Origin of the sequence: Enterobacter cloacae complex sp. I1M (assembly GCF_014982425.1) — a bacterium.
GTDB lineage: Bacteria > Pseudomonadota > Gammaproteobacteria > Enterobacterales > Enterobacteriaceae > Enterobacter > Enterobacter intestinihominis.
This window is the reverse complement of record NZ_JADCLG010000014.1, coordinates 76,761-99,391: the sequence shown is the minus strand read 5'-3', so window position 1 is coordinate 99,391 and position 22,631 is coordinate 76,761. Positions and strand designations below refer to the sequence as shown.

The 22,631-nt window shown below is 54.9% G+C and carries 15 protein-coding genes, 1 tRNA gene and 1 pseudogene; 6 read left to right on the top strand and 11 right to left on the bottom strand.

Going from position 1 to position 22,631, the window contains the following annotated elements:
* A complete protein-coding gene (gene fucR, locus INF86_RS09530; protein WP_046618801.1) occupies positions 1-750 on the bottom strand; it encodes an L-fucose operon activator in 750 nt (249 codons plus the stop codon).
* A gap of 76 nt (positions 751-826) precedes the next feature.
* Complete coding sequence (gene yghU, locus INF86_RS09525; RefSeq protein WP_023306934.1) at positions 827-1,693, bottom strand: glutathione-dependent disulfide-bond oxidoreductase; 867 nt, start codon at positions 1,691-1,693, stop codon at positions 827-829.
* Between the two features lie 183 nt (positions 1,694-1,876).
* Here yghU and gss point away from each other — a divergent pair, with 183 nt between their 5' ends.
* Complete coding sequence (gss, locus tag INF86_RS09520; RefSeq protein WP_022649388.1) at positions 1,877-3,739, top strand: bifunctional glutathionylspermidine amidase/synthase; 1,863 nt, start codon at positions 1,877-1,879, stop codon at positions 3,737-3,739.
* 52 nt (positions 3,740-3,791) lie between these two features.
* On the opposite strand, the gene pgaD is transcribed toward gss, so the two are convergent.
* Genes pgaD through pgaA form a run of 4 tightly spaced genes read right to left on the bottom strand, consistent with a single transcriptional unit; the run spans position 3,792 to position 9,931 of the window.
* Positions 3,792-4,226: a poly-beta-1,6-N-acetyl-D-glucosamine biosynthesis protein PgaD gene (pgaD, locus tag INF86_RS09515; RefSeq protein WP_063163591.1), complete on the bottom strand. Its 435-nt coding sequence runs from the start codon at positions 4,224-4,226 to the stop codon at positions 3,792-3,794.
* Positions 4,223-5,554 carry a poly-beta-1,6-N-acetyl-D-glucosamine synthase gene (pgaC, locus tag INF86_RS09510; protein WP_063850063.1) on the bottom strand — a complete coding sequence of 444 codons (1,332 nt, stop codon included), beginning with the start codon at positions 5,552-5,554 and terminating at the stop codon, positions 4,223-4,225. Before pgaC ends, pgaD begins: the two co-directional genes overlap by 4 nt.
* On the bottom strand, positions 5,547-7,484 hold the full coding sequence (gene pgaB / locus INF86_RS09505; protein ID WP_193543458.1) for a poly-beta-1,6-N-acetyl-D-glucosamine N-deacetylase PgaB: 1,938 nt from the start codon (positions 7,482-7,484) through the stop codon (positions 5,547-5,549). The genes pgaC and pgaB overlap by 8 nt, the downstream gene beginning before the upstream one ends.
* A gap of 8 nt (positions 7,485-7,492) precedes the next feature.
* Complete coding sequence (gene pgaA / locus INF86_RS09500; protein ID WP_193543457.1) at positions 7,493-9,931, bottom strand: poly-beta-1,6 N-acetyl-D-glucosamine export porin PgaA; 2,439 nt, start codon at positions 9,929-9,931, stop codon at positions 7,493-7,495.
* Positions 9,932-10,599: 668 nt separating this feature from the next.
* On the opposite strand from pgaA, the gene INF86_RS09495 reads away from it, so the two are divergent.
* Positions 10,600-11,127, top strand: coding sequence for a LuxR C-terminal-related transcriptional regulator (locus INF86_RS09495; RefSeq protein WP_045308383.1), 528 nt, complete (start codon positions 10,600-10,602; stop codon positions 11,125-11,127).
* 61 nt (positions 11,128-11,188) lie between these two features.
* On the opposite strand, the gene INF86_RS09490 is transcribed toward INF86_RS09495, so the two are convergent.
* Both INF86_RS09490 and INF86_RS09485 read right to left on the bottom strand, forming a co-directional pair.
* Positions 11,189-14,266, bottom strand: a complete 3,078-nt coding sequence (locus tag INF86_RS09490) for an autotransporter outer membrane beta-barrel domain-containing protein (RefSeq protein WP_193543456.1) — start codon at positions 14,264-14,266, stop codon at positions 11,189-11,191.
* A gap of 114 nt (positions 14,267-14,380) precedes the next feature.
* Entirely contained in the window at positions 14,381-14,695 is a 315-nt protein-coding gene (locus tag INF86_RS09485; protein ID WP_003862457.1) for a lipoprotein, read from the bottom strand.
* Between the two features lie 175 nt (positions 14,696-14,870).
* Between INF86_RS09485 and INF86_RS09480 the strand changes: the two genes are divergently transcribed.
* The 3 genes from INF86_RS09480 (at position 14,871) to INF86_RS09470 (ending at position 18,015) form a co-directional block, all read left to right on the top strand.
* Entirely contained in the window at positions 14,871-15,503 is a 633-nt protein-coding gene (locus INF86_RS09480) for a response regulator transcription factor (protein ID WP_003862456.1), read from the top strand.
* A complete protein-coding gene (locus INF86_RS09475; RefSeq protein ID WP_193543455.1) occupies positions 15,500-17,287 on the top strand; it encodes a hybrid sensor histidine kinase/response regulator in 1,788 nt (595 codons plus the stop codon). The genes INF86_RS09480 and INF86_RS09475 overlap by 4 nt, the downstream gene beginning before the upstream one ends.
* Positions 17,288-17,688: 401 nt before the next feature.
* Positions 17,689-18,015, top strand: coding sequence for a hypothetical protein (locus INF86_RS09470; RefSeq protein ID WP_023298582.1), 327 nt, complete (start codon positions 17,689-17,691; stop codon positions 18,013-18,015).
* Here the strand turns inward: INF86_RS09470 and INF86_RS09465 are convergent.
* The 3 genes and pseudogenes from INF86_RS09465 to INF86_RS09455 form a co-directional block, all read right to left on the bottom strand.
* Positions 17,993-18,811: pseudogene (locus INF86_RS09465) on the bottom strand (DUF4225 domain-containing protein). The gene INF86_RS09470 and the pseudogene INF86_RS09465 overlap by 23 nt on opposite strands.
* 521 nt (positions 18,812-19,332) lie before the next feature.
* Positions 19,333-19,408 (bottom strand) — tRNA-Phe (locus INF86_RS09460).
* A gap of 95 nt (positions 19,409-19,503) precedes the next feature.
* Positions 19,504-20,217, bottom strand: coding sequence for a DUF554 domain-containing protein (locus tag INF86_RS09455; protein ID WP_063959394.1), 714 nt, complete (start codon positions 20,215-20,217; stop codon positions 19,504-19,506).
* A gap of 181 nt (positions 20,218-20,398) precedes the next feature.
* Here INF86_RS09455 and INF86_RS09450 point away from each other — a divergent pair, with 181 nt between their 5' ends.
* On the top strand, positions 20,399-22,534 hold the full coding sequence (locus tag INF86_RS09450) for an ornithine decarboxylase (RefSeq protein WP_045308381.1): 2,136 nt from the start codon (positions 20,399-20,401) through the stop codon (positions 22,532-22,534).
* Positions 22,535-22,631: the final 97 nt, after the last annotated feature.

Below are 22,631 nucleotides of genomic sequence, written 5' to 3'. Positions count from 1 at the left end.
TCATCGCGTCAGGCCGTCTCTGGCGGCCTGACATTTATCGCTCTGAATAATCTGTGTCACCTGCGACAGCTGACCGATTTTCACTTCGCTTGCCCGCATAAATTTACTTTTGTCGATCAGCAGCAGCGACTGGCTGGCCCGGTTTAACAGCATCGCCTTAAAGCCCGCGTTGTGCTCAGACGGATCCCAAAGGACGCCATGCTCATCAACCCCTTCACACGAGAAGATAAACAGATCGATCTCCAGCCCTTTAAGCTGCGTCACCAGCGCCGGATTAACATAGCAGCGATACTTACGCTCAAGCGTTCCGCCGGAGCAGATAAGCGTGATCCGCTCGCGCTTTGCCATCTCGTGGCAGACAGGCAGGCTATTGGTAAACACGGTGAGTTCGATATCCGGAAGCTGGCGCGCCAGATGAAAGCAGGTCGAGCTGGCGTCGAGGGCGATGGTCATCCCTTCGCTGATCCAGCCCAGCGCGTGTCGGGCAATATCGGCTTTGTCGGCATAATGGCTTTTCAGGCGTGCGCCAAAGGGTTCACCGCTGTCGCGGCTGTCCGGGTGAATCAGACGCGCACGCCCATGCTGGCGCAGAAGTTTCCCCTGCTGCTGTAACGACTTCAGATCCCGGCGGATCGTCTCTTTGCTGACGGAGAGCTTTTCAGCCAGGGCATCAGTGGTCAGCCAGTCGCTTTTACTCAGCAGGGTGATGATGCTCTGCTGTCGGGTCGCTTTTAGCGTCTGGTCTGACATTCGAGGATCCTTGCTCACGCGTGCTGACTCATTTTTCTCATCGCAGAAGAGGGGCGGCGAACCGCCCGGTCATGGGTCAATCCTGACGTTTATCTTCCGTCTGGGTATCGAAGTCGCTCGCTGAATGGCGCTCATGCAGCTGCTCGTTCAGCTCGCCGTTGGTGCGGTTAACAATGCGCCCGCGTTTAACGGCCGGGCGATTCGCCACATCTTTTGCCCAGCGCTGCACGTTGGTGTACTTCCCGGCGTCGAGGAATTCGGCGGCGTTGTAGACGCTGCCCAGCGCCACGCAGCCAAACCATGGCCAGACTGCCATATCCGCAATGGTATATTCCTCACCCGCTACATAACGACCGCGCCCCAGCTGCTTGTCCAGCACGTCGAACAGGCGTTTAGCCTCCATGGTGAAGCGATCGATAGCGTACTCAATCTTCACCGGCGCGTAGTTATAGAAGTGGCCAAAACCGCCGCCGAGGAACGGGGCCGCGCCCTGTAACCAGAACAGCCAGTTCAGGGTTTCCGTACGTCCAGCCGGATCTTTTGGCAGGAAGTGACCAAATTTCTCGGCCAGATAGAGCAGGATATTGCCGGATTCAAAGACGCGCGTCGGCGGGGTGGTGGAGTGGTCACGCAGCGCCGGGATCTTCGAGTTCGGGTTCACGTCGACAAAACCGCTGGAGAACTGATCGCCCTCACCGATGCGGATTAACCATGCGTCGTATTCCGCGCCCGTCACGCCCAGCGCCAGCAGCTCTTCCAGCATGATGGTAACTTTCTGTCCATTCGGCGTACCCAGAGAGTACAGCTGGAGCGGGTGCTCGCCCACAGGCAGCTCTTTCTCGTGCGTAGCGCCCGAGACGGGACGGTTGATATTGGCGAACGCGCCGCCGTTATTCTGTTTCCATTCCCACACTTTCGGTGGCTGATAGGTGTTATCTGACATGTTGGCCTGCCTTTTTGGTGTTGTGTTGAGGCAGTGTAGCAGGAGATAGGGGAACCGTTTAACGATGCGAGCGTAATGGGCAGGGCGGGTGTATGATAACGCCACCTCTGTCAGTTAATTACAACGTGCAGACGACGACAACCCCACAAAAAAATTGCCGCCTGCCTGTTTTAGGTTGGACACATGCGTAAAGGAACGTTAAGCAGTGACGCACCCTTCGGGACGTTATTAGGTTATGCGCCGGGTGGCGTGGCGATTTACTCTTCAAATTACGGCAGTCTCGATCCGCGGCACTACCCGGAAGACGCGGAATTCCGCAGCTATATCGGCAACGAATACATGGGCCATAAATGGCAGTGCGTTGAGTTTGCGCGCCGTTTCCTGTTTCTCAACCACGGGTTTGTCTTTACCGACGTCGGGATGGCGTGGGAGATCTTCTCCCTGCGTTTTTTACGCCAGGTGGTGAATGACAACATCCTGCCGCTACAGGCCTTTGCTAATGGCTCAAAACGCGCGCCGCAGGCCGGTGCGCTGCTCATCTGGCAAAAGGGCGGTGAGTTTCAAGAGACCGGCCACGTCGCCGTCATCACCCAGTTGCTGGACGACAGAGTGCGCATTGCCGAGCAGAACGTTATTCACTCCCCGCTGCCGATGGGGCAGCAGTGGACGCGCGAGCTGCGTCTGAGCGTTGAGAACGGTTGCTATACGCTTCATGATACGTTCAGCGATACCGAGATCCTCGGCTGGATGATCCAGACGGAGGAGACGGAACACAGTATTCCTCAGCCGGAGATCGACGGTGAGCTGCTGAAAATCAGCGGCGCGCGGTTGAAGAACAACCGTCAGTTCGACGGAAAATGGCTCAATGAAAACGACGCCCTGCAACAGGCGTACGTTCGCGCGAACGGCCACGTTATTAACAACGATCCCTGCCAGTACTTCACCATTACCGAAAGTGCCGAGCAGGAGCTGATCAAAGCCACCAACGAACTGCACCTGATGTACCTTCATGCCACCGACAAGGTGCTGAAAGACGACAGCTTACTCGCGCTTTTCGACATCCCGAAAATTCTCTGGCCGCGTCTGCGCCTCTCGTGGCAGTGGCGTCGTCACCATATGATCACCGGTCGTATGGATTTCTGCATGGATGAGCGCGGCATTAAGGTTTACGAGTACAACGCGGATTCCGCCTCCTGCCATACCGAGGGCGGGCTGATTCTTGAAGAGTGGGTGAAAAACGGCTATCGCGGCACCGGCCACAATCCGGCGGAAGGCTTGCTGGAGGAGCTGACCGGCGCCTGGAAGCACAGCCACGCGCGGCCGTTCGTCCATATCATGCAGGACAACGATATCGAAGAGGATTACCACGCGCTCTTTATTCAGCGCTCGCTGATCCAGGCCGGGTTTGAAACCAAAATCCTGCATGGACTGGGCGCGCTGAGCTGGGATGCCGCCGGGCAACTGATTGATGATGAAGGCCGTCACGTCAACTGCGTATGGAAAACCTGGGCGTGGGAAACGGCGATCGAGCAGATCCGCGAGGTGAGCGAAACCGAGTACGCCGCCGTGCCCATCCGTACCGGTCACCCGAAGGGTGAAGTGCGCCTGATTGACGTCCTGCTGCGCCCGGAAGTGCTGGTCTTTGAACCGCTGTGGACGGTGATCCCAGGTAACAAGGCGATCCTGCCGGTGCTGTGGCAGCTGTTCCCGAACCACCGTTACCTGCTGGATACCGATTTTGAGGTGAATGCGCTGCTGAAACGGACAGGCTATGCCGTTAAACCGATAGCCGGACGCTGCGGGAGCAATATCGATCTGATCGGCGCCCAGGATCAACTGCTGGACCAGTCCAGCGGCAAGTTTGTTGACCGCAAAAATATCTACCAGCAGCTATGGTGCCTGCCAAAGGTTGACGGCAGATACATACAGGTCTGCACCTTTACCGTGGGCGGAAACTATGGCGGAACCTGTCTGCGTGGGGATGACTCGCTGGTGGTGAAGAAAGAGAGCGATATTGAACCGCTGATTGTGGTGAAGGATAAATAACGTCTCCCTGTTATAAAAAAGCCCCCGCAGGGTATGCTGCGGGGGCTTTTTATTACTCTTCTTCCTCGACCTGCTGCTCGCTGATCTTCAGATCAATGATGCGGCCGATCTGGTCATGATAGACCGTCAGCAGGTTGTACTGGCTCATCTCGGACATAATTTGCGGCGTGACGTTAAAACTTTGGGCAAGCTCGTCATGGCGCAACATTTGCGGATGACGCCGCCTCACATGCGCGCGGCGGCGATTGTACTGATACCACAGGATCAGCAGCCAGCCGTTGAACGCGGCAATCAGCAGATAGACCAGCACTGTATTAAAAGAGGCGATAATCACGCTCCAGCGGTGATCGCTCTCCTCGGTTAACTGCATCCACAGCCTGGCATACAGGAAAAACAGGAATCCTCCCCAGGCTATCAGCGTTAATGCGGCATCGAAAAGACGCGGTGCCAGCCGATGTTCAGTCAAAATTAACGTATTCTCGTTCATTGAATGCTCCCTTTTCCCCGGTCCGGACTGATCCAGCGCGCGCGGGCGCGTTTACGTTTAAGCATGACTTTCGGAAATGCCACGAGCGTGGTAAACAGGCCAATCATCCAGTACACCATCGGGAACCAAATCACCCAGAACAGCGAGCCTGCCACTTTCCGCTCGTAGCGCCGCTCGATATACAAACTGACGAGGAATTGCAGCAGGCACATCACCCCCAGCAGCAGCCCGGTAAACGCCGGGGGAAACAGACTCGCAACGGCCAGGTTCGCGGGAAGAGGGATAATATGGCTAAGAATGAACAACACCACGGTCGCTCCATAGGCAAACGCCCACAGCGTTGATAGCGCGTACTCGAGAAACAGGGGCCACATCCGATGATGCTCCCAGCGGGCCATTTTGCGCAGGTTAACCAGAAACACCTCTGCACCGCCCTGAGCCCAGCGCAGACGCTGTTTCCACAGCCCCTTGAGCGTCTCCGGCATCAGGATCCAGCACAGCGCCCGCGGCTCGAAAAAAATATCCCAGTGGCGCAGCTGAAGCTTCCAGCTTATGTCAATGTCCTCTGTGATCATATCCGGGCTCCAGTACCCGACATCCGCCAGCGCCTGTCGGCGAAAGGCGGCGATGACGCCGGAGACCGTAAAGACCCGGCCATAGATCCGCTGCGTTCGCTTGATAAGACCAATAATGGAAGAAAACTCGCCCACCTGAATACGACCAATCAGCGTTGAGCGCGTGCGAATACGCGGATTTCCGGTGACGGCCCCAACGTGGGGATACTGAATCAGCGGTGCCACCAGATACGCGGCCGTATCGCGATCGAGCAGGGCGTCGCCGTCAATGCAGACCAGCAGATCGCCCCGGGCCGCCGCCGCACCAGCCTTGAGCGCCACGGCTTTCCCCTGATTCTCCGCGAGATTAATCACCCGCAGGCGCGGCTGCTCCTGCGCCAGTTGATGCAGCACCAGCGCGGTATTGTCCGAAGAGCCGTCGTTGATGGCGATAACCTCAACATTCCAGTACCGCTGACCCAGCGCGGCGCTAATGGTCTCCCGTGCGTTGCGTTCCTCATTAAAGCAGGGAATAAGAATCGAAATTAACGGTTCACCGGCTAAGGCGGGCGCGGGTGTTGCGTTATCCCACGACCAGTGCCGTTCAAGCTGAAACCAGAAATAGAGGCCGCCGGTTACCCAGAGCACGGACATAAACAGCGGCCAGAAAAAGACAAAGTCCAGAATCAGTTCGCCGGTAAACAGCGCGGCTACGCCTAACGGCAACCCGAATACCAGACACAAAATAGAGAAGGCGATAATGCGATCAGTCATTGTCAGGATACCAGTACGAAGAAAATTCAGGCCTGATACGCGAAATATCAGGTTGGTTGTTGAGGAAGTCGTCGGGGTAATAACCGTAATTTTTGATGCCGTTCAGCTGGAGCACCTGCATCCACTCCACCAGACGTTCATCGGCTACGGCACGCTGCGGTTTCTGCGCCCAGTCCCTGGCCTGTAGCTCAAAAATCGTTTTATTCAGCGCGCCGGGGCGTGCGGCGACGGCGTTGACTAAACGCGTCAGCCAGGCATTGCTCTCTTCTGCCGGGACGGACTCCATCAGTGGCATTGCCATCGGCACCGTCCAGTCGTAGGCCGACAGAAAATCATCCAGATTTTGCGCAAACCACGCTTCGCTTTCGGGCTGCAGAATGGGGAGGGCGAACATATTGCGCGCGGTTTTGATCTGCGGGCCACGGATGTTTTTCACCGCCTGGCTCAGGGTGCGGGTAAAGCCGATAAGCTGCTGGCTCTTCTGCCGGGTCGTCTCCTGTCCGGCATCATCAACGTCCGTCAGCACCGCGTCGTCATGGAACAAGATCCCGTTGAAGCTGGCATAGCGGGCCAGATCTTCATAGATCTCCGTCACCTGTTGGCGAACCTGTGGACTCCAGGGGGAGAGCCGGATGTAGGGCTCGGCGGCCACGGTCAACTCTCCCGTTTGACGATCCCGGCGCTGCACGCGCGGCAGGGCTGGACTGAGATCGAAAGAGAGGACCGGCATCCACGCAAAGACTTTCACTCCCGCGCGGGTTTGTAGCTGCCAGGCGACAAAATTAAAAAGATCGGCCCGGACCGGAAGACGACGGTTGGGGAAATAGAGCGCGCCGATCCTGCCGTCGCCCCGCGGATCCGAAAACGCCTGGAGAAACACATGGCTGATTTTCATGTCGTAGACCCGCTGGACGAGTTTGTTGATGTTTTTCGTCTGCTGGGCCGGATCGGGATCGTAGACATAATCGAGATCAACATGCATGACGCGCACCGGGTCAAACTCCTGAACGCGGCTAACCGTGTTGGCAAAGGTTTTTATCGACGGATTTCCGGCAATCAGCAGGCGCGGGATGTTGCCGAGGTCGCGCACGTTTGCCAGCCCGTCCTCCAGGGTAAAGGCCAGCTGATAGCCCTGTTTCTGGGCGATAGCGAGCGATGTACCGTTGGCAGCCCCATAGGGCCACACCCAGGCACGCGGCGCTTTTCCCGTCACCTGGGTGATTTTTTCGGTGACTTTCCGTACGTCTGCGGCGATCCGCTGGTTGAAGTGTTCATCGGTTTCGTAATGCCCCGTCGCGTTATCGAAAAAACGGTTGGCGATAGCGGGTTCACGGCTTCCCTGCGGGTTGGCCGGGATGCCGTAATGCGAGGCCCAGGTATGCGAGCCAATTTCAACCAGCGGGGAGCGGCTTAACTCGCGCACCATGTCCCATGTCGCGAACCGATCGCGGGGCGTCATCAGACCGCCGAAGTTAACTTTTTGATTTGCCGGCGTATCCACCCAGCTGCCCACCGGCGCCCACAGCGCAGGAACGTTCCAGGCCTGAAGCAGGGGCCAAACGCGGGTGTAAAAGCTGCTGTAGCCGTCGTCGAAGCTGAGCAAAACGGCTTTCGGCGGCAGCGTTTTTTTTCCTTCATGCGCATCCAGAATGTCCTGCACGCTGATGGCGTGATAGCCGTTGTGCAAAAGCCAGCTTATCTGCTCGTTTAACGCGCTGGTGCGAACGGAGAGGTAGCGCTGATCGGCAGCATCATCTTCGACGTCGTGGTAGGCCAGGACCAGAAACTGATTCTCCGGCCAGGGTTTGCTGGCCTCCAGCTGCGGCCTCTCTTCAGGAGCCATAAAGGAGAGCGGCTGCGCGCAGAGACTCGCGCTGAGGCAGAGCCAGCCGATGACGATCAGGCTTACAGAAAAACGTGTATTCAGCATATTCATCCTTAAAAGCGTAAAGTCGCATCTAACGTGACGGAGAGATTACTCTCGCGTTTGCCGTCGTAAGGGCGTTTATCCCAGTTCAGCATCACGCCAGTATCGACAACGTTGTTCCACTGAATGCGTTGCCCGTAACCCAGCAGGGTAATGGCGCCAGGCGACTGATTTTTCTGCCAGTAGCTGCCGCCGCCTGCCACGAACTGCTGGTTCCAGAGGGTGTCGTAGTGGCGGTACATCTCATGGTCAACGGACAGGGCTGCCGTCACGGACAGATCCCGTGCCGGGTTGTAATAGAGCGTATTCCGCAGGCTGTTTTTACTGGCGGCGATCCCCGGTTCGAGATCCAGCGTCAGGGTCGGGGTCTGCCAGAGACGCTCTTTCCCAGAGAGGGTGTATTCCTGACGGCGGTTGTGGTCTGAGAAGCGGCTGACGGCGGCGTTGAACTGGTATTCACGTCGCTCGTTTTGATACCAGCGCACCCCACCTTCACCCCGGTTGGCGCTGATCCCATTGCGTAATGCCCGTAAGGGTGTCGCGCGTGATAAGCGCTCGAGGCTACCGCTGACCTGCCAGTTATCACTCAGGCTGTAGGTTGTTGAGAGCCGTGCACCCGGCCTGTTTGTGCCGTGATAGCGGTTGCTGGAGAGCTCGGCTTCGAGCGTGAGGTCACGTGGGCGCCACTCAACGCCGCCCAACAGGTGGCGGCTGATGCCTTTACCTTCGTCGAAATTCCCCTGTGCATAGCGGGCGCCAGCAAATAGCCGCCAGTTATCCGCCACGGGTGGGCCATAGAGCGTGGCGTCCCAGCTCATGTCGTGGCTACCGCTGACGGGGTTATCTGAATGCAATCCTTTACCCGCGTTCAGACGCAGCTCTGACATATGGTGGACCGCTCTGAGCCTGTCCAGGCGGCGGGCGCTGCGATCGGCGGGGGCGCGAGCAATTACGTCATCAGCCAGTAAATCCATCTGGCGCCACTCCTGAAGGTCCATTGCGACGTAAGCCTGCTGTTTTTCAAGCTCCAGATTCGTGGGTTCGAGCGCCTCTGCTCGTTTAAGCTTTTGCTCGGCCGCGCGCGGCAGGCCCCTGGCCTGAAGCAGGGCGGCATAATCAATCTGTAATCCCTGATTTCCCGGCGCCGTTGACGCCAGACGATACGACAGCTTTTCGGCCTCGGGCAGGGCGTTGGTCGCCAGCAAATAGTTAAGTTTGAGTGACTGTCCGGTGAGCCACCGATCGTTCGGCTGAGCGGTCGGGGATCCGAAATCGTAGCGGGTCCAGGGAACACTGCGGGTCTCGCGCTCAACGTAGCGGCGGGCGGCCTGATACTGCCCCGTATCCAGCCAGGCGTAGAAAAGCGCATGCTCCTCATCCTGCGGATCGGAGGCGTAGTGTGGATAGCGTTGTACAAGCGAGAAGGCGGCGACGGTGTTTTTCTCCTGCAAATATGCAGAGATCACCCAGCCGATGGCCCAGTCCGGCACCGGATGCTGTGCGGTCGTCAGCGCCTCATATTCGCTAATAACCTGCCGGTAATCACCCTGCGCATACAGCGCGCCAAGCCGATCGATACGGGCAAGGATGATGTCTTCAGCCGCCTGCGGTTCGTTTTGCCAGCGGGAAAGCAGGACGTGATAGCGATCTAATGCGTTTTGTGCCAGCCGCAGCCGCTCTTTCTCCGTTCTGCCAGGCACATCCGCCAGGCGTACCTTTTCAGCCGCGGCGTTACGCTCAAGGCGGCGACGCTCCGCGGGGGACATCGCTGCGCTTTGCGACAGCCAGAGTGCGGGCGTGCTTACCCGGTTATCCGTTAACGCATCGATCGTCTCGCGAAGAAGGGCGTTATTCCCTGGTGCGGCGTTTAGCGCGCGCATGTCCGCCAGCAGCCGGTCCCCGTTTTTTCCCTGGCGCATCCAGACATAGGAGAGCGTCTCAAGGTGCGCGGGAGAAGGATCGTCCTTAACCAGCTGCCGGGCTTCCGAAAGCGCGAGGCGATCTCTGCGGGCATCGGCCAGGGTCTTAACATAGCCGATGCGGTAATCGTCGTTATCCGGCGCAAGGCTGAGCGCCTCTTTCCACAGCGATAAGGCGGATGGCCAGGCTTTTTGGTTTCTTCTGGACTGGGCGACAGCAGCGATGGCGCGAGCGGGCAGCGGCATATAAATACCATAACGCTGCCAGACTCGAATAACCTCATCATCGCGTCCTGCCCAGGAGGCTACCTGTAACCAGTCCGCAACCTGTCCAGGTGTTAAAGCATGCTGTTGCTCATAGCGCTGTAGGTAATCAAGAAACAGAGCGTAATTACCGTTACGTGCCTGTTGTATCTGATGCTCATAAACGGATTCATCAGCCTGAACCAGAACAGGAAAGAGTAAAAGCAGGAACAATAATATTGTGGTGCGATAAAAGAATAACGTAGTGAAGCTAAGCGATCTTTCCATATCTATTTGCCATTTGTTTATCGTGAATCCATTGCATAACACGGCCGCCTTTTAACTCTGCGTTAAAGGGCATAAAGGAGAACATTAAATCTGAATGATGCTACGTTATGGGGTACTTACTTAAAGGTAATTATGCGCCCTCATCTCAGTGGTCCGATTGGGCTTAATGTACACCCGATGTGTTGGGGGATAAATAAGTTGAAAAGAGGCTGGGAGGTTTTGAGATAATTCTGGAATAAGTAAGTTTTTTAGATAATTCAGTGCAGGATTGTTCTTTTCAAATGATTGATATTAAATGTTTTTTCTTTTGCTGTTTGCAGTTTTTTTATATTTGAAATGAAGTTCTGCTGAGTTAATTAAAGTACTTTCCGGTGCATGTTTGGGAAGTTTCATGACAAAAATTCTTAATGTTCAGAGAAGTGACTTTTCTGAAATTCTTTTTTATTTATAATTAACACCAGGCATTGAGTGATAGTCTACAAAAAGTCTAGCTCACCAATGTCATATTGAGGGGTGATCAAAGCCAGAAAACATTTGCCGTTAATGTAATGCGCTATAAACGAAAGCGTCTTTGTTTCTTAAGAGGCGGGCTTGCTTTAATCTAAAAGGGATGATTAGTGGCGACTTCAATAGTGTTAGTGACTCAGGATTGTTTCCTTGTCAGGGGGATGCGGCTATTTTTCCCGGATATAATTTGCCTCTGTTCGATAGACAGAAACATATTTGATACCGACGCAAATGAATATACTGTACTGATTGATAGCCGTACGCCGCTCCGTTTATATGATTACCTGATACGCCATCCGGCCAGAACGAGAAAAACGATCTGCTGCGTTATGCTGGATATGCGCCCTCGAGAGGAGGATCTGCACAGTATGAAGCTGTTTATGAACACGTCGCTTACGCCTCCGGATATGGCGTCGTTATTCAATCTGGTGCTTGATATGAAAGGCTGGCGTCTGACAACCAAATGGCTGCTTAACTTACGGCTGAGTAGACATGAAGCGATAATGCTCCGGTTGCTGAAGGCAGGGAGGTCAATGGAAGAGATTGCAGATAAGCTGAATATGTCGGTTAAAAGCCTCTATCGCAAGCGAACGGCGCTATCGGAGCGGTTAGGGGCAGGGAACTTCAACGAGGCGTGTTTGTTTATCTTCAAAAACAAACTGCTGGACGCGGCTGGGAACGATCCCTAGCTTCGTCAGAAGCCAAAAGCACAAACCCGCCACGAGGGCGGGTTCTTTTAATGGAAATAATTCAGAACGACCAGCGCAGATTGGCGTTAACAGAGTTGACGCGGGTATCCGCACCATATTGTCCCTGATAACCCACATCCAGCGTCGCAGCACGCGACAGCTGTACGCTCACGCCGATATCACCCACCATTACGTCCTCATCCACGGCTTGCCCCTGAGTAATGAACGCGTCGCTGCCCGCAAACGCCATGCGCGAAGAGGTATTTTTATCGCCATAAGCGTGCTGCCATCCCAGCGAACCGTAGAGGTTAACGTTCTTCGGCAGCTCGGTCACACCGCGCACCCCGAGTGTGGAATAGAAGGTGTTCATCGTTTCGTTACGGACGCTCAGCGCAGCGGCACCGCCGTCTTCCCTGAAGCTGTCGGTATGCAGCCGGATGTACGATAAATTGACGAACGGCTCAATATTCCTGTCTGGCTGGCCGAAACGGTAGCCCGCTTCGGTAAACGCCAGCAGCGAGTTAGCGTCGTAATCTGACTTCAGCCGATCCGAGAAGCCGCTGAAATCAACATTGCGCTCGCCCTGGATCTTGTGCCAGGTGTAACCCAGCGCGCCGCGAAGGGAGAACGCATCCTGTTGACCCGCCGCATACAGGCCAAGGTGATAGTTGTCGGTATCCGTTGAGGAGCGACGGCTGTCGACGTCGTAATCACCCCGGCTGTAGCCGAAGTAGCCGCCGACACGCACGTTATGGTCCGCCAGCTTGCGATCTGCCCCCAGCAGGAAGCCGGTGGTGTTGCCGTCCAGCTTGCCCACGTTTCCGTCGCCGCTGTTTCGGCTCCAGGAGCTGAAGGTCTGGCCCCAGACGCCATTGTTTTGCGGCTCCGGCTGCTGCACCAGCGACATGGCTAACGGTGGGATCGGCAGGCTGTCGTTATCAAACGCGCGCTGCATACGCTGGTTTAACACGTTAAACACCTGCGTGCTGCCAGCGATCAGGTTGGACTGCATTGATGGATAAACTTCGCCAGACAGCTGGTTGAACGCCTCGCGCGCTTCCGGCGCGCTCAGCAGCAACAGCGAGTTATACAGCGCCAGCGACGGGCCGCTTTGCGTCAGCGTGGAGAGCGCGCCAGCGGTATTCCACTGGTTGCTGCTTTGGGCCACGGTCTGGAAAATGCCCGGCTTGCCGCTGCCCGGGTTTTCGCCGCCAGGATTCTCACCGCCCGGGTTTTCGCCGCCAGGATTCTCACCGCCCGGGTTTTCACCTCCGGGGTTTTCACCGCCCGGGTTCTCGCCTCCGGGATTTTCACCGCCCGGGTTCTCGCCTCCGGGATTTTCACCGCCCGGGTTCTCGCCCCCAGGATTTTCGCCTCCGGTCTCTTTCTGCGCGATGGTCAGATCGACGGCGTTGGTGCTTTGCTCAAGCGCCACGTTCAGGAAGGCGGATTTGGAAATCGCTCCGGCGAACTCACCGTCAATTCCCCCGTCGGAGGTCAAAATGCGGTAGCTTTGGCCCGTTTTATAGCTGGTTTGCGGATCCAGCGCGGTGACCTGTACCTTAGCCCGATCGCTGATGGTGGTTTTACCCGATACCAGTAGCTGGTCGCTGCTGCCATCGCCCGCGATATCCACGTCATAGAAGGATTCGCCGATAAAGTTCAGATAGCGTTTCAGCGTCAACGTACCGATATTGCCGTCGCCAGGCGAGATATGCCCGCCAGACAGGATCTCGGTCTGGCCCAGCGTGCCGTTGCCGCCCAGCGTGCCGCCGGACTTGATTGACGCGGCGCTGCTGTAACCGACCCCGTTGCTGACGTCTGAACCCGCCGTCGCATTGAGGATCAGCGTGCCGCCGTTCTCGGCGCTAAGGGTCTGGACGTCAAAGATATCGTCTTCTGGCTGGGTATTAATATTGCTGGCAATGATGACTTTACCGCCCCGCGCGGTTACGTTCGCCTTGAGTGCGGAAAGATCGCCGTTCAGCGTCGTCTGCCCGGAGGTATTGATCACATCACCTTCACCGCTCATCGTGTTGCTGAAGAGGTAATTTCCGTCGGTATGGTTGAAGTAGACATAGCTGCCGAACAGTCCGCCACGCAGGCTGATTGCCGTCTTCGCATCGAGGGTACCTGCGCCGCCCGCCGTGCCTAGCGTTGGCTCAGTTAAACCCGTGCCGGTGTCCATATTGCCGCGGCTGCCGATGATGAGCGCACCCCGGTTCGAGCCGGAACCCGATGTCCCCACGATCAGCGCATTGCTGCCAGCGGAAAATGAACCGCCGTCAATCACAGACAGCACGCCATTGCCGTAATCGCCCACGCTCACGCTGCTGCCGCTGGTAAAGCGCGAGTCCTTGCCCGCAATAACCAATTCGGCGGTTTTCCCTGCGCCGGAGACGCCCGCCACCTGCACGCCGCCAACGTTAACCGCTCCGCCGTTCAGTACGTCCAGGTCGCCATAAAGCGTCAACGTACGGCCAACGTTCCACTGTGAGCCACTCCCCGTGACGGTGGCTTTCGGGCTCAGCGTGTCGGTTTCACCCGGCCCGGTACCATTCCCGATGCGCGCATCGTAGGCGGTATTGAGCGCCGCGCCGTCCTCAATTGCCAGCGTGGAGCGTGCGCCCAGATCGGTGCCTACGCTCAGAAAATTACTGGTCACGCGAGAGCCGGCACCCGTGGCGATAAGGTGGCTGTCGTAGCCCCGGGTGGTGCCGACAACGATCTCCTTTGCGCTCGCCAGCGCGCCCTCTTCGACTCGCAGGGTGCCGAGGCCAAGATTCAGGTCGCCGCGCAGGACGTACCGATCGTTCACCGCGTTAAGCTCAGCGTCTGGCCCACGGACCGTGACCACGCTTTCATAAATTTTGCCGTCGAACAGCCGACCGATATTGATGTTATAGGCGGTGATTTTGCCATTATCGATCAGCAGGTTTCCGCGTTGATTACGTCCAACATAAACATCTCCGGTGTAACCCAGCGTTTCGGTAATACGCGAGTCGCCATCAAAAAAGGCATCGGCTGCACGCGCGATATCGGCAGGTAAAAACAGTAACAGCGGCGCGGAAAATAGAGCGAGGTAAAGTCTGGAAAGCGGCGTCTTAACCGCTAAAGCATGCGATGTAGAGTTATTCACGGGCTATCTCCGTACTCATTAGCGTGATGTCTGGAAAATCGTTTTTATAAAAACTCAGATACGTCAGAAAATGTAAAAGGCGTTATTTATGTACGCCTTTTGATGCGGCGTTAATTATTTATGTGTGACAACAGGTGTACAGGTTGGCGCGCTTAGCGTCGGTGCGGATCCTAAAATCCCCGGCATCATCATTGATGAACAATCGAAAATACGCCCTTTTTCTGTCGTGGCGCGATAAGACAGTTTTTGTCCTCCCAGTGCGTCCGGCTGGGCGCCATTAACGTTGGTCACGGTTATTTCATCCGATGAGCCCAGTCCCAGCATTTTAGCGGTCTCCGCTTGCAGGAGTGGAATAGCCTGATCGGTTTTCAACGTGGAACAACCGGCTAGCATCAACGTAACGGTTAAAACGATTAGTGGTTTTTTCATAAATTATCCTTGATATCCAACCAGTTAATTTCACTGATTGTATTTATGTTTTCTTTTACCCAAATCAGCGAATAATATATTTCTCTTTCCTAATCGAAAAAACCCTCCTAAAGTAGGGTGGGTAGATAATAATTCATCTGTACTCTAAGATATGCGAAGGTAAAAGGAGGCTCCTTTGGGACAGAATTATGCGTTAGTCGTTGATGACCATCCATTGGTAGCAAGCGGCATCGCCAATTTTCTGATTACACATTGCCAGTTTAAACAGGCGTGTGTGGTGACGAATGAGGATGATTGCTACCGCCAAATTAGGGATCATGGCCCGCCACGTTTGCTGGTTATCGATTTTTGGCTCTCTTCCGGAACGGCCCTGAAATTACTCAAAGAAGTAAAACAACTTTACCCACAGGTACGACTCCTGGTGGTCAGCGGAGATGACAATAATGACATCTGGCGCAAAGTTAATGCCGCCGGGGGACACGGTTTTGTATTGAAAAGCGAGCCACCTGAGATGTTCTCGCGGGCCGTTTTCGCACTCACTGATAATCAGACCTGGTTTCCTGAGGGAAACGAAATTTCCGTTAAGGCAAATAATGAGAAGTTAAGTAAATTTAACTTAACGCCGCGACAAATTGACGTATTAAATATGATTATGCGCGGCCTGCCAAATAAACGAATCGCCGCGCAGCTTTCAATTTCTGAGCCCACGGTCAAAGAACACATCAGCAATATATTGAAAAAGATAGGTGTTAACAGCCGGGTCGAAGCCATCACGCTTCTGCACGGCAAGCAGGAACCGTCAGAATGAGGTTTTTCCAGAGCTTACAAAACGAAGGTATCTCTGCTCCGGCGCAGATCCGTTTGCTAAACAACACCTTTCTGCGGCTGGTATTTAGCTTTAGTGCGGTGCCCTTTGTGGGTATTCCTTTCGCCATCTGGATTTATATGCTTGGGGACGACCTCGGCCCAACGATTATCTGGATAATTATTTATCTGCTATGTGCCGTGGCGATACGACTATTGCACCGACGCTATCAGCGTGAAGCGAAAGAAAACGGTGAGAGGGACGTCCTGCGACGCTGGCTTCCGCGTATTAATAATATCGCCTTTATTCACGGGCTGGGCATTTCTTCGCTCTATTTAATTACTCCACAGACGCAGAATTTTGACTTTTTCTTGTTACTTAATATCAGCATCGCCGCTATCGTCGCCGCCAATGCGACGCATCTGACGCCGGTCATCAGCACCTTTACGCGCTTTTTCTTCGCCTCCTGGGGGGTGCTGAACCTCGGTATTATCTGGCGGCTGGATGAGTTGATGTTCATCGTGCTCATGCTGAATCTGCTTTACGGCTTCGCAATTTACCGCCATGCGTTAACTTCCCATGCGTTCTTTATTCAGCAGGCACTGCTTGAGGAAAAAAGCTCACGCCTGGCGGAACAGTTTCGTCAGGCCAAAGAGGACGCGGAGCAGGCACTGCTGGATAAAAATCAGTTTCTGACAACCGCCAGCCACGATCTGCGCCAGCCCGTACACGCTATGGGCTTTCTGATCGAAGCCATCCTCCACCGAAACCGGGACGACAGCCTGACGCCACAGCTTCTTGACCTGCAGCAGAGCGTTCGCTCGGTACATTTAATGCTCAACTCTCTGCTCGATCTCAGCAAAATAGAATCCGGGAATGTCCTCTCTGTCCCGACCAAAGTGGATATCGGTGCTCTGCTCGACTCGGTCATCACGCTGTTTCGCGAAGAGGCCAACAGCCGCGCGCTTAGGCTGTGCATCCGGCGGCCTAAACGCCGTATCTACGTGATGGGCGATTCGCTGCTGGTGCGACAGTCCCTGATTAACCTGATTCAAAACGCCCTTCGTTACACGCTCCAGGGCGGGGTGCTGGTTGCCATCCGACCGCGCGGTGACGAGTGTATGGTGGAGGTGTGGGACACGGGAGTCGGTATCGCCGATGAAGAGAAGGGCAAAATCTTCTCACCTTACTACCGCCCCGAGCTGGCATGGAAGATCGACAGCGCCGGACACGGGCTGGGACTGGCCGTAGTCGCCCGCTGTGCCAAGCTGATGAAGGTGAAATACGGGATGCAATCCATTGAAGGTAAAGGCTCACGCTTCTGGATGCGCTTCACCCAATATGCTGGCGAAGATAGCGCCCTGGATATCCCGCCCGCCGCTGACAACACCGCCACGCCGGTACGCTATGCCCCGCTGCACGGTTCCTGCCTGGTCGTCGATGACGACCCGCTGGTGACGTCTGCCTGGGAGAGCCTGATGAGCGTCTGGGGAATCGATGTACGCTGTGCGGCCTCCGCTGAAGAAGCGTTTGCCATCATCGACGACGGCTTTACGCCGTTCGCCGTGCTGTGCGACCAGCGTCTGCGATCCGGCGAAAGCGGCTTCGATATCCTGAAAGCGCTTTTTGACCGTCTGCCGGATATGAGCGGCGCCATAGTCAGCGGCGAATTTAATTCACCGGTTCTGCTGGAGGCGGAGCAGGAAGGGTACCTGGTGCTTCGCAAGCCTCTGGAGCCGGCTAAACTGCATGCGCTGCTGACGCAGTGGTCAGGGTGTCGTGGATAGGGGAATAGATAATAGCAGCATTGCGCTTCACTGTAGGGCCAGATAGTACGCGGTGTCCTGCTGTGATGCCAATGTGTCGGTATGGTTGAGCCGCTGAGGGAGGATTTCGCGGGCCTGATTAATGATTTCATCGTGCATGATTCAGCCTCCTGTGGTGATCTGCATGTTGCTTCTACCGGGCAGGGCGGGAGATGTTGGAAACGGCCCCGAAGGAGTCATGAGAGTTGCTACCAGCGAAGTTCCGCAGTGGGCAATAATGTCAGTTTTCGAGCGTATACTCTAAGATATCTTCAACTCGTTGATATATATAAATTTGACGAATATCGTCAGGTAGCGATTTATCCGCCAAATTAAGTTAAACTTCGTCACAGGTTTCAGTGAGTTATGGGACGGATAACAGAATGACCAGCGAAGAGGCACTTTTAAAATCAGGTTTTAGCAAACGAGATCTTCAAAAGTTAAAAAACAATATTGAAAATTACGGTGGTTCGTTTGATAGCGTAACTCATGATCTGGCCAATCGTTTTAAGGCTATGAAGTGGATAACTATTATTGCCTTCATCATACTGGCTTTAACTCTTTTACTTGCATCCAAGGATACAAGCCTGACACTTGCGCTCACATTATTGATTGTACTACCTTTCATCTGGTATATAACGCCAGCAAAACTTGGCTACAAATCCTGGCGTTATCGTAAAATGCTGACTAATTCTGGGACGGGTCGCTGACGGACAACAGATCAAAAATAATCTTAGCTTTCACGCCATAACCCGCTATTTTCATTGTAAGCTGCGGGCGGCTCAGTGTGCTCACCTTTCGGTAATAGTCAGCAGGGAGATAACGAAACAGTCGCCAGGTACCAGGTCGCCGTAACAAGCCAAAAATGGTGTACGCATTAGCGGCCAGTGAAATTGATTTGTAGACACCTAACCCATTCTCACGACTAAAGCCCATAAACTCAGCTGTAGACATCGCGGCATTCGCGACCAGCCCTTCACTGGTAGTGTTGTTAGTTGCGTAGCGAGCCACTTCTTTACTGATGCTGTTTGTCCCGTCAGTAACCAGAATCGCACCAGCAAGAACCTCGAGAGGGGTCATAGTGCCTATGAGGGTAAATCCTGCGGCTATTTCAGCACCGGCCAGGACAACACTAACAGCCGAGATCACATACCCAACAATTTTGTTATTCTCTCGGATAAACTCGACTATAGCGTAAAGCTTCGCTGCCTTCGTTCTTAATAAACGCGCTTGTTCCAGCAGGTTACTGTTTTCTTCTCTGAGAATTTTAACGCATTCCATGCATTCTTCATCTGATTTAGCCCGACGAGCTTACGTAAACTGATGTTCTATGAGGTCCCGAATTTCCTGAACAAACTTCATTCGAGTCAAACTATCGCTGAGATGAAAAGCCGACAGAGTGTTGGCTGTATTTACCAGTTTCCTGGCTTCCATATTCACCATAGTTTCCGCCCAGGCTTTATTTCTTCCATCTGAGCGCATCATGTTAAGTAATGCTGCATCCATTGTAGTTCCTCTCAATTGCTTTACCGGCCTCTGCTTAGACTGATAAATGCCCCCATGACAGCCATGCGTGCCAACGCACACACAATATAGTAGCAATGTGGTTACGGTGTCTGAAGTAGAAGTCGCTTTTTACAGCTTCGTTCCTCGGCCTACTTTACTGCGGTTAGCCAGGGCCTGTTCCAGCAGTGTACGGAACGCCGAAAGGTCACTTTTCAGGATGTCCCGGATGGATTTACCACCGATGAATCTAATAAAACAGTTAGCCGATGGGGGGTAATCACGGATACGTGATGCCGCTCTGTCGGGCTCTGTCCAATTGATATGTGCATTTGTAATGCTCAAATAGATCGGTGAAGGTCAGGTTTTTCTGCTTCTGTGTGGCGGTAAAGGCGGTAAACAACGCCAGTTGTACCACCGGGAAGCGGGGCCGGAGGAGAGATAAGGGCGGTAACTACTGTTCAAACAACGAGTTGCTGACTCAGAAAGCAAAAACCCCCGCCGAAGCGAGGGTTATAAATAAGTGGTGCCCGGACTCGGAATCGAACCAAGGACACGGGGATTTTCAATCCCCTGCTCTACCGACTGAGCTATCCGGGCAACGGGGCGCATTAAACCCGATCCGCCCTCCGACGTCAACGAAATTTGTTGTTTTCGGTGCAGACTGCACACTCTCTCACCATTTCGTCGCAAACTTAAGCGAAAAAGTGCGTCCAGAGCGCGGAAAGCGGCATCGCGAGCAGCAGGGCAGGGAGCATGTTCACCACTGCAAACATCTTGATGCCACAGATGCGCAGCCCTGTCGCCAGCAGCAGCAGGCCGCCGACGGCGGTAAAGTCCGCCATCATCGCAGGCGTCGTCAGCGGCAGGATCAGCGTGGCGCAGGTGGCCAGCGCCAGCTGAATAAGCAGCATCGGTACACAAATCGCCGCCACGGCGATGCCGAGGGTGGTGGCAAAGATGGTGGCAGTAAAGAAATCCAGAAACGCTTTCGCAATCAATATGCTGGGATCGCCGGTCATCCCTTCCTGCATCGAACCGAATATCCCCGTGCCGCTGGCGCAGAACAGAATAATGATCGCAACGTAGTTCTGAATAAACGACTCGTGCGTGCCGTGCTTTGCCTTGCCCTGTCGGGCAATCAGATTTTTGGCTTTGCCTACCGCGTGATTAATGCCTTTTTCCAGATAGCAAAACTCGCCGATCAGCGCGCCGAGCAGTGTCGCCAGTACCATCACCGGCAGGTTGGCGCATTTCACCACTAAAAGGATACCAATCCCTAACGACGCCAGGCCAAAAATGGAGGGCATGGAGACGCGAATACGCTCCGGCAACCGCTGACTTAATACTGCCCCAAGTACACCGCCCAGCAATACGGCTCCCGCATTGATAAAGGGTCCAATCACCACGTCTAACTCCTGTTATTTAAGCACTGGCATTGCATGATTATGGCACGTCCGTCCCTGATTATGCTTAGCTTTGGGAGGCGTAACGCATACTGATTCCTTCTTGCACCTGAAAATAAAAGGTGACATGATTGCGCGAATTTTCTCCTTCCTGTCTCACCGTTCGGTGAGGGTATTTGCGCTTATGAAAACCATGAAAATTGCCGTCAGCCGTGAGCTGGTATCCAAAGTTTCTACGCATCGCGAAAAGGTTATGCTGGATAACACCGATTTCACCGATGTGGCGGCAGTCGTCATTACGGTTGTTGAAAGCTACAGCGGCATTCTTGCGTTGCTGAAGCGTACGGGCTTTCAGCTACCGGTATTTATGTTCTCAACAGAGCCAGGAGAGGTGCCAGAGGGTGTCACGGCGATCATCTCGGGTAAAGCACAGGAATTGCTGGAACTGGAATCTGCCGCCTGCCGGTATGAAGAGAACCTGCTGCCACCCTTTTTTGACACCCTGAGCCAGTATGTGGCGATGGGAAACAGCACCTTTGCCTGTCCGGGTCACCAGCACGGCGCCTTTTTCAAAAAACATCCCGCCGGGCGGCAGTTTTACGACTTCTTCGGTGAAAACGTGTTTCGTGCCGATATGTGCAATGCCGACGTGAAGCTCGGTGATTTGCTGATCCACGAAGGTTCTGCCAAGCACGCGCAAAAGTTCGCGGCGAAAGTGTTCAACGCGGATAAAACCTACTTCGTGCTGAACGGCACGTCGGCGGCCAATAAAGTGGTGACCAATGCGCTGCTGACCCGTGGCGATCTGGTGCTGTTCGATCGTAACAACCATAAGTCCAACCATCATGGGGCGCTGATCCAGGCCGGGGCAACGCCTGTCTATCTTGAGGCAGCCCGTAATCCGTTTGGTTTTATCGGCGGGATCGATGAACACTGCTTTGATGAGGCCTGGCTGCGGGAACTGATCCGTGACGTCGCGCCGCAGAAAGCCGCCGAGGCGCGCCCGTTCCGTCTGGCGATCATTCAGCTCGGCACCTACGACGGCACGATCTACAACGCCCGTCAGGTGATCGACAAGATCGGTCACCTTTGCGACTACATCCTCTTTGACTCCGCCTGGGTCGGCTACGAGCAATTTATCCCGATGATGGCGGAAACGTCTCCGCTTCTGCTGGAACTGAACGAGAACGATCCGGGAATTTTCGTGACCCAGTCGGTCCACAAACAGCAGGCCGGGTTCTCGCAAACCTCACAGATCCATAAAAAGGATAACCATATTCGCGGTCAGTCGCGCTTCTGCCCGCACAAGCGGCTGAACAATGCGTTCATGCTGCATGCCTCCACCAGCCCGTTTTACCCGCTGTTTGCGGCGCTGGACGTGAACGCCAAGATCCACGAGGGTGAGAGCGGACGCAGGTTGTGGGCTGAATGCGTCGAGCTGGGCATTGAAGCGCGCAAGGCCATCATCGCCAACTGCCATATGATCAAACCCTTTATCCCACCGGTGGTGGCGGGGCGGCCATGGCAGGATCACCCCACGCATGCCATCGCCAGCGAGCGTCGCTTCTTTAGTTTTGAACCGGGTGCAAAATGGCACGGTTTTGAAGGCTATGCCCGTGAACAGTATTTCGTCGATCCGTGCAAGCTGCTGCTGACCACGCCGGGCATTGATGCGGAAACAGGGCACTATACCGATTTCGGCATTCCGGCGACCATTCTCGCCCACTACCTCCGCGAAAACGGCATTGTGCCGGAGAAGTGCGATCTCAACTCCATCCTGTTCCTGCTGACGCCAGCCGAGAGCGCGGAGAAGCTAATGCAGCTGGTGGCGATGCTGGGGCAGTTTGAACAGCATATTGAAGACGATACGCCGCTCGTGGATGTGCTGCCGACCATCTATCAGAAATACCCGGTGCGTTACCGCGACTATACGATCCGTCAGCTGTGCCAGGAGATGCACGATCTCTACGTCAGCTTTAACGTGAAGGATTTACAGAAGGCGATGTTCCGCCAGGAGAGCCTGCCTGCCGTGGAGATGAACCCGCAGGATGCCAACCAGGAGTACATTCGCGGGAATGTCGAACTGGTGCGTATTCGTGACGCCGAAGGACGCATTGCCGCCGAAGGTGCGCTGCCATACCCGCCGGGCGTGCTGTGCGTGGTACCGGGGGAAGTCTGGGGTGGAGCAGTACAGCGCTACTTCCTGGCGCTGGAAGAGGGCATTAATATGCTGCCGGGTTTCTCGCCAGAGTTGCAGGGCGTTTACAGCGAGAAGGATGCCGACGGGATCAAGCGACTGTATGGGTACGTGTTAAAGTAGGGCCCCTCACCCTAACCCTCTCCCCAAAGGGGAGAGGGGATTGCACGGAGCCGTCTTTTCACCCTCGCCCCTTTGGGGAGAGGGCCGGGGTGAGGGG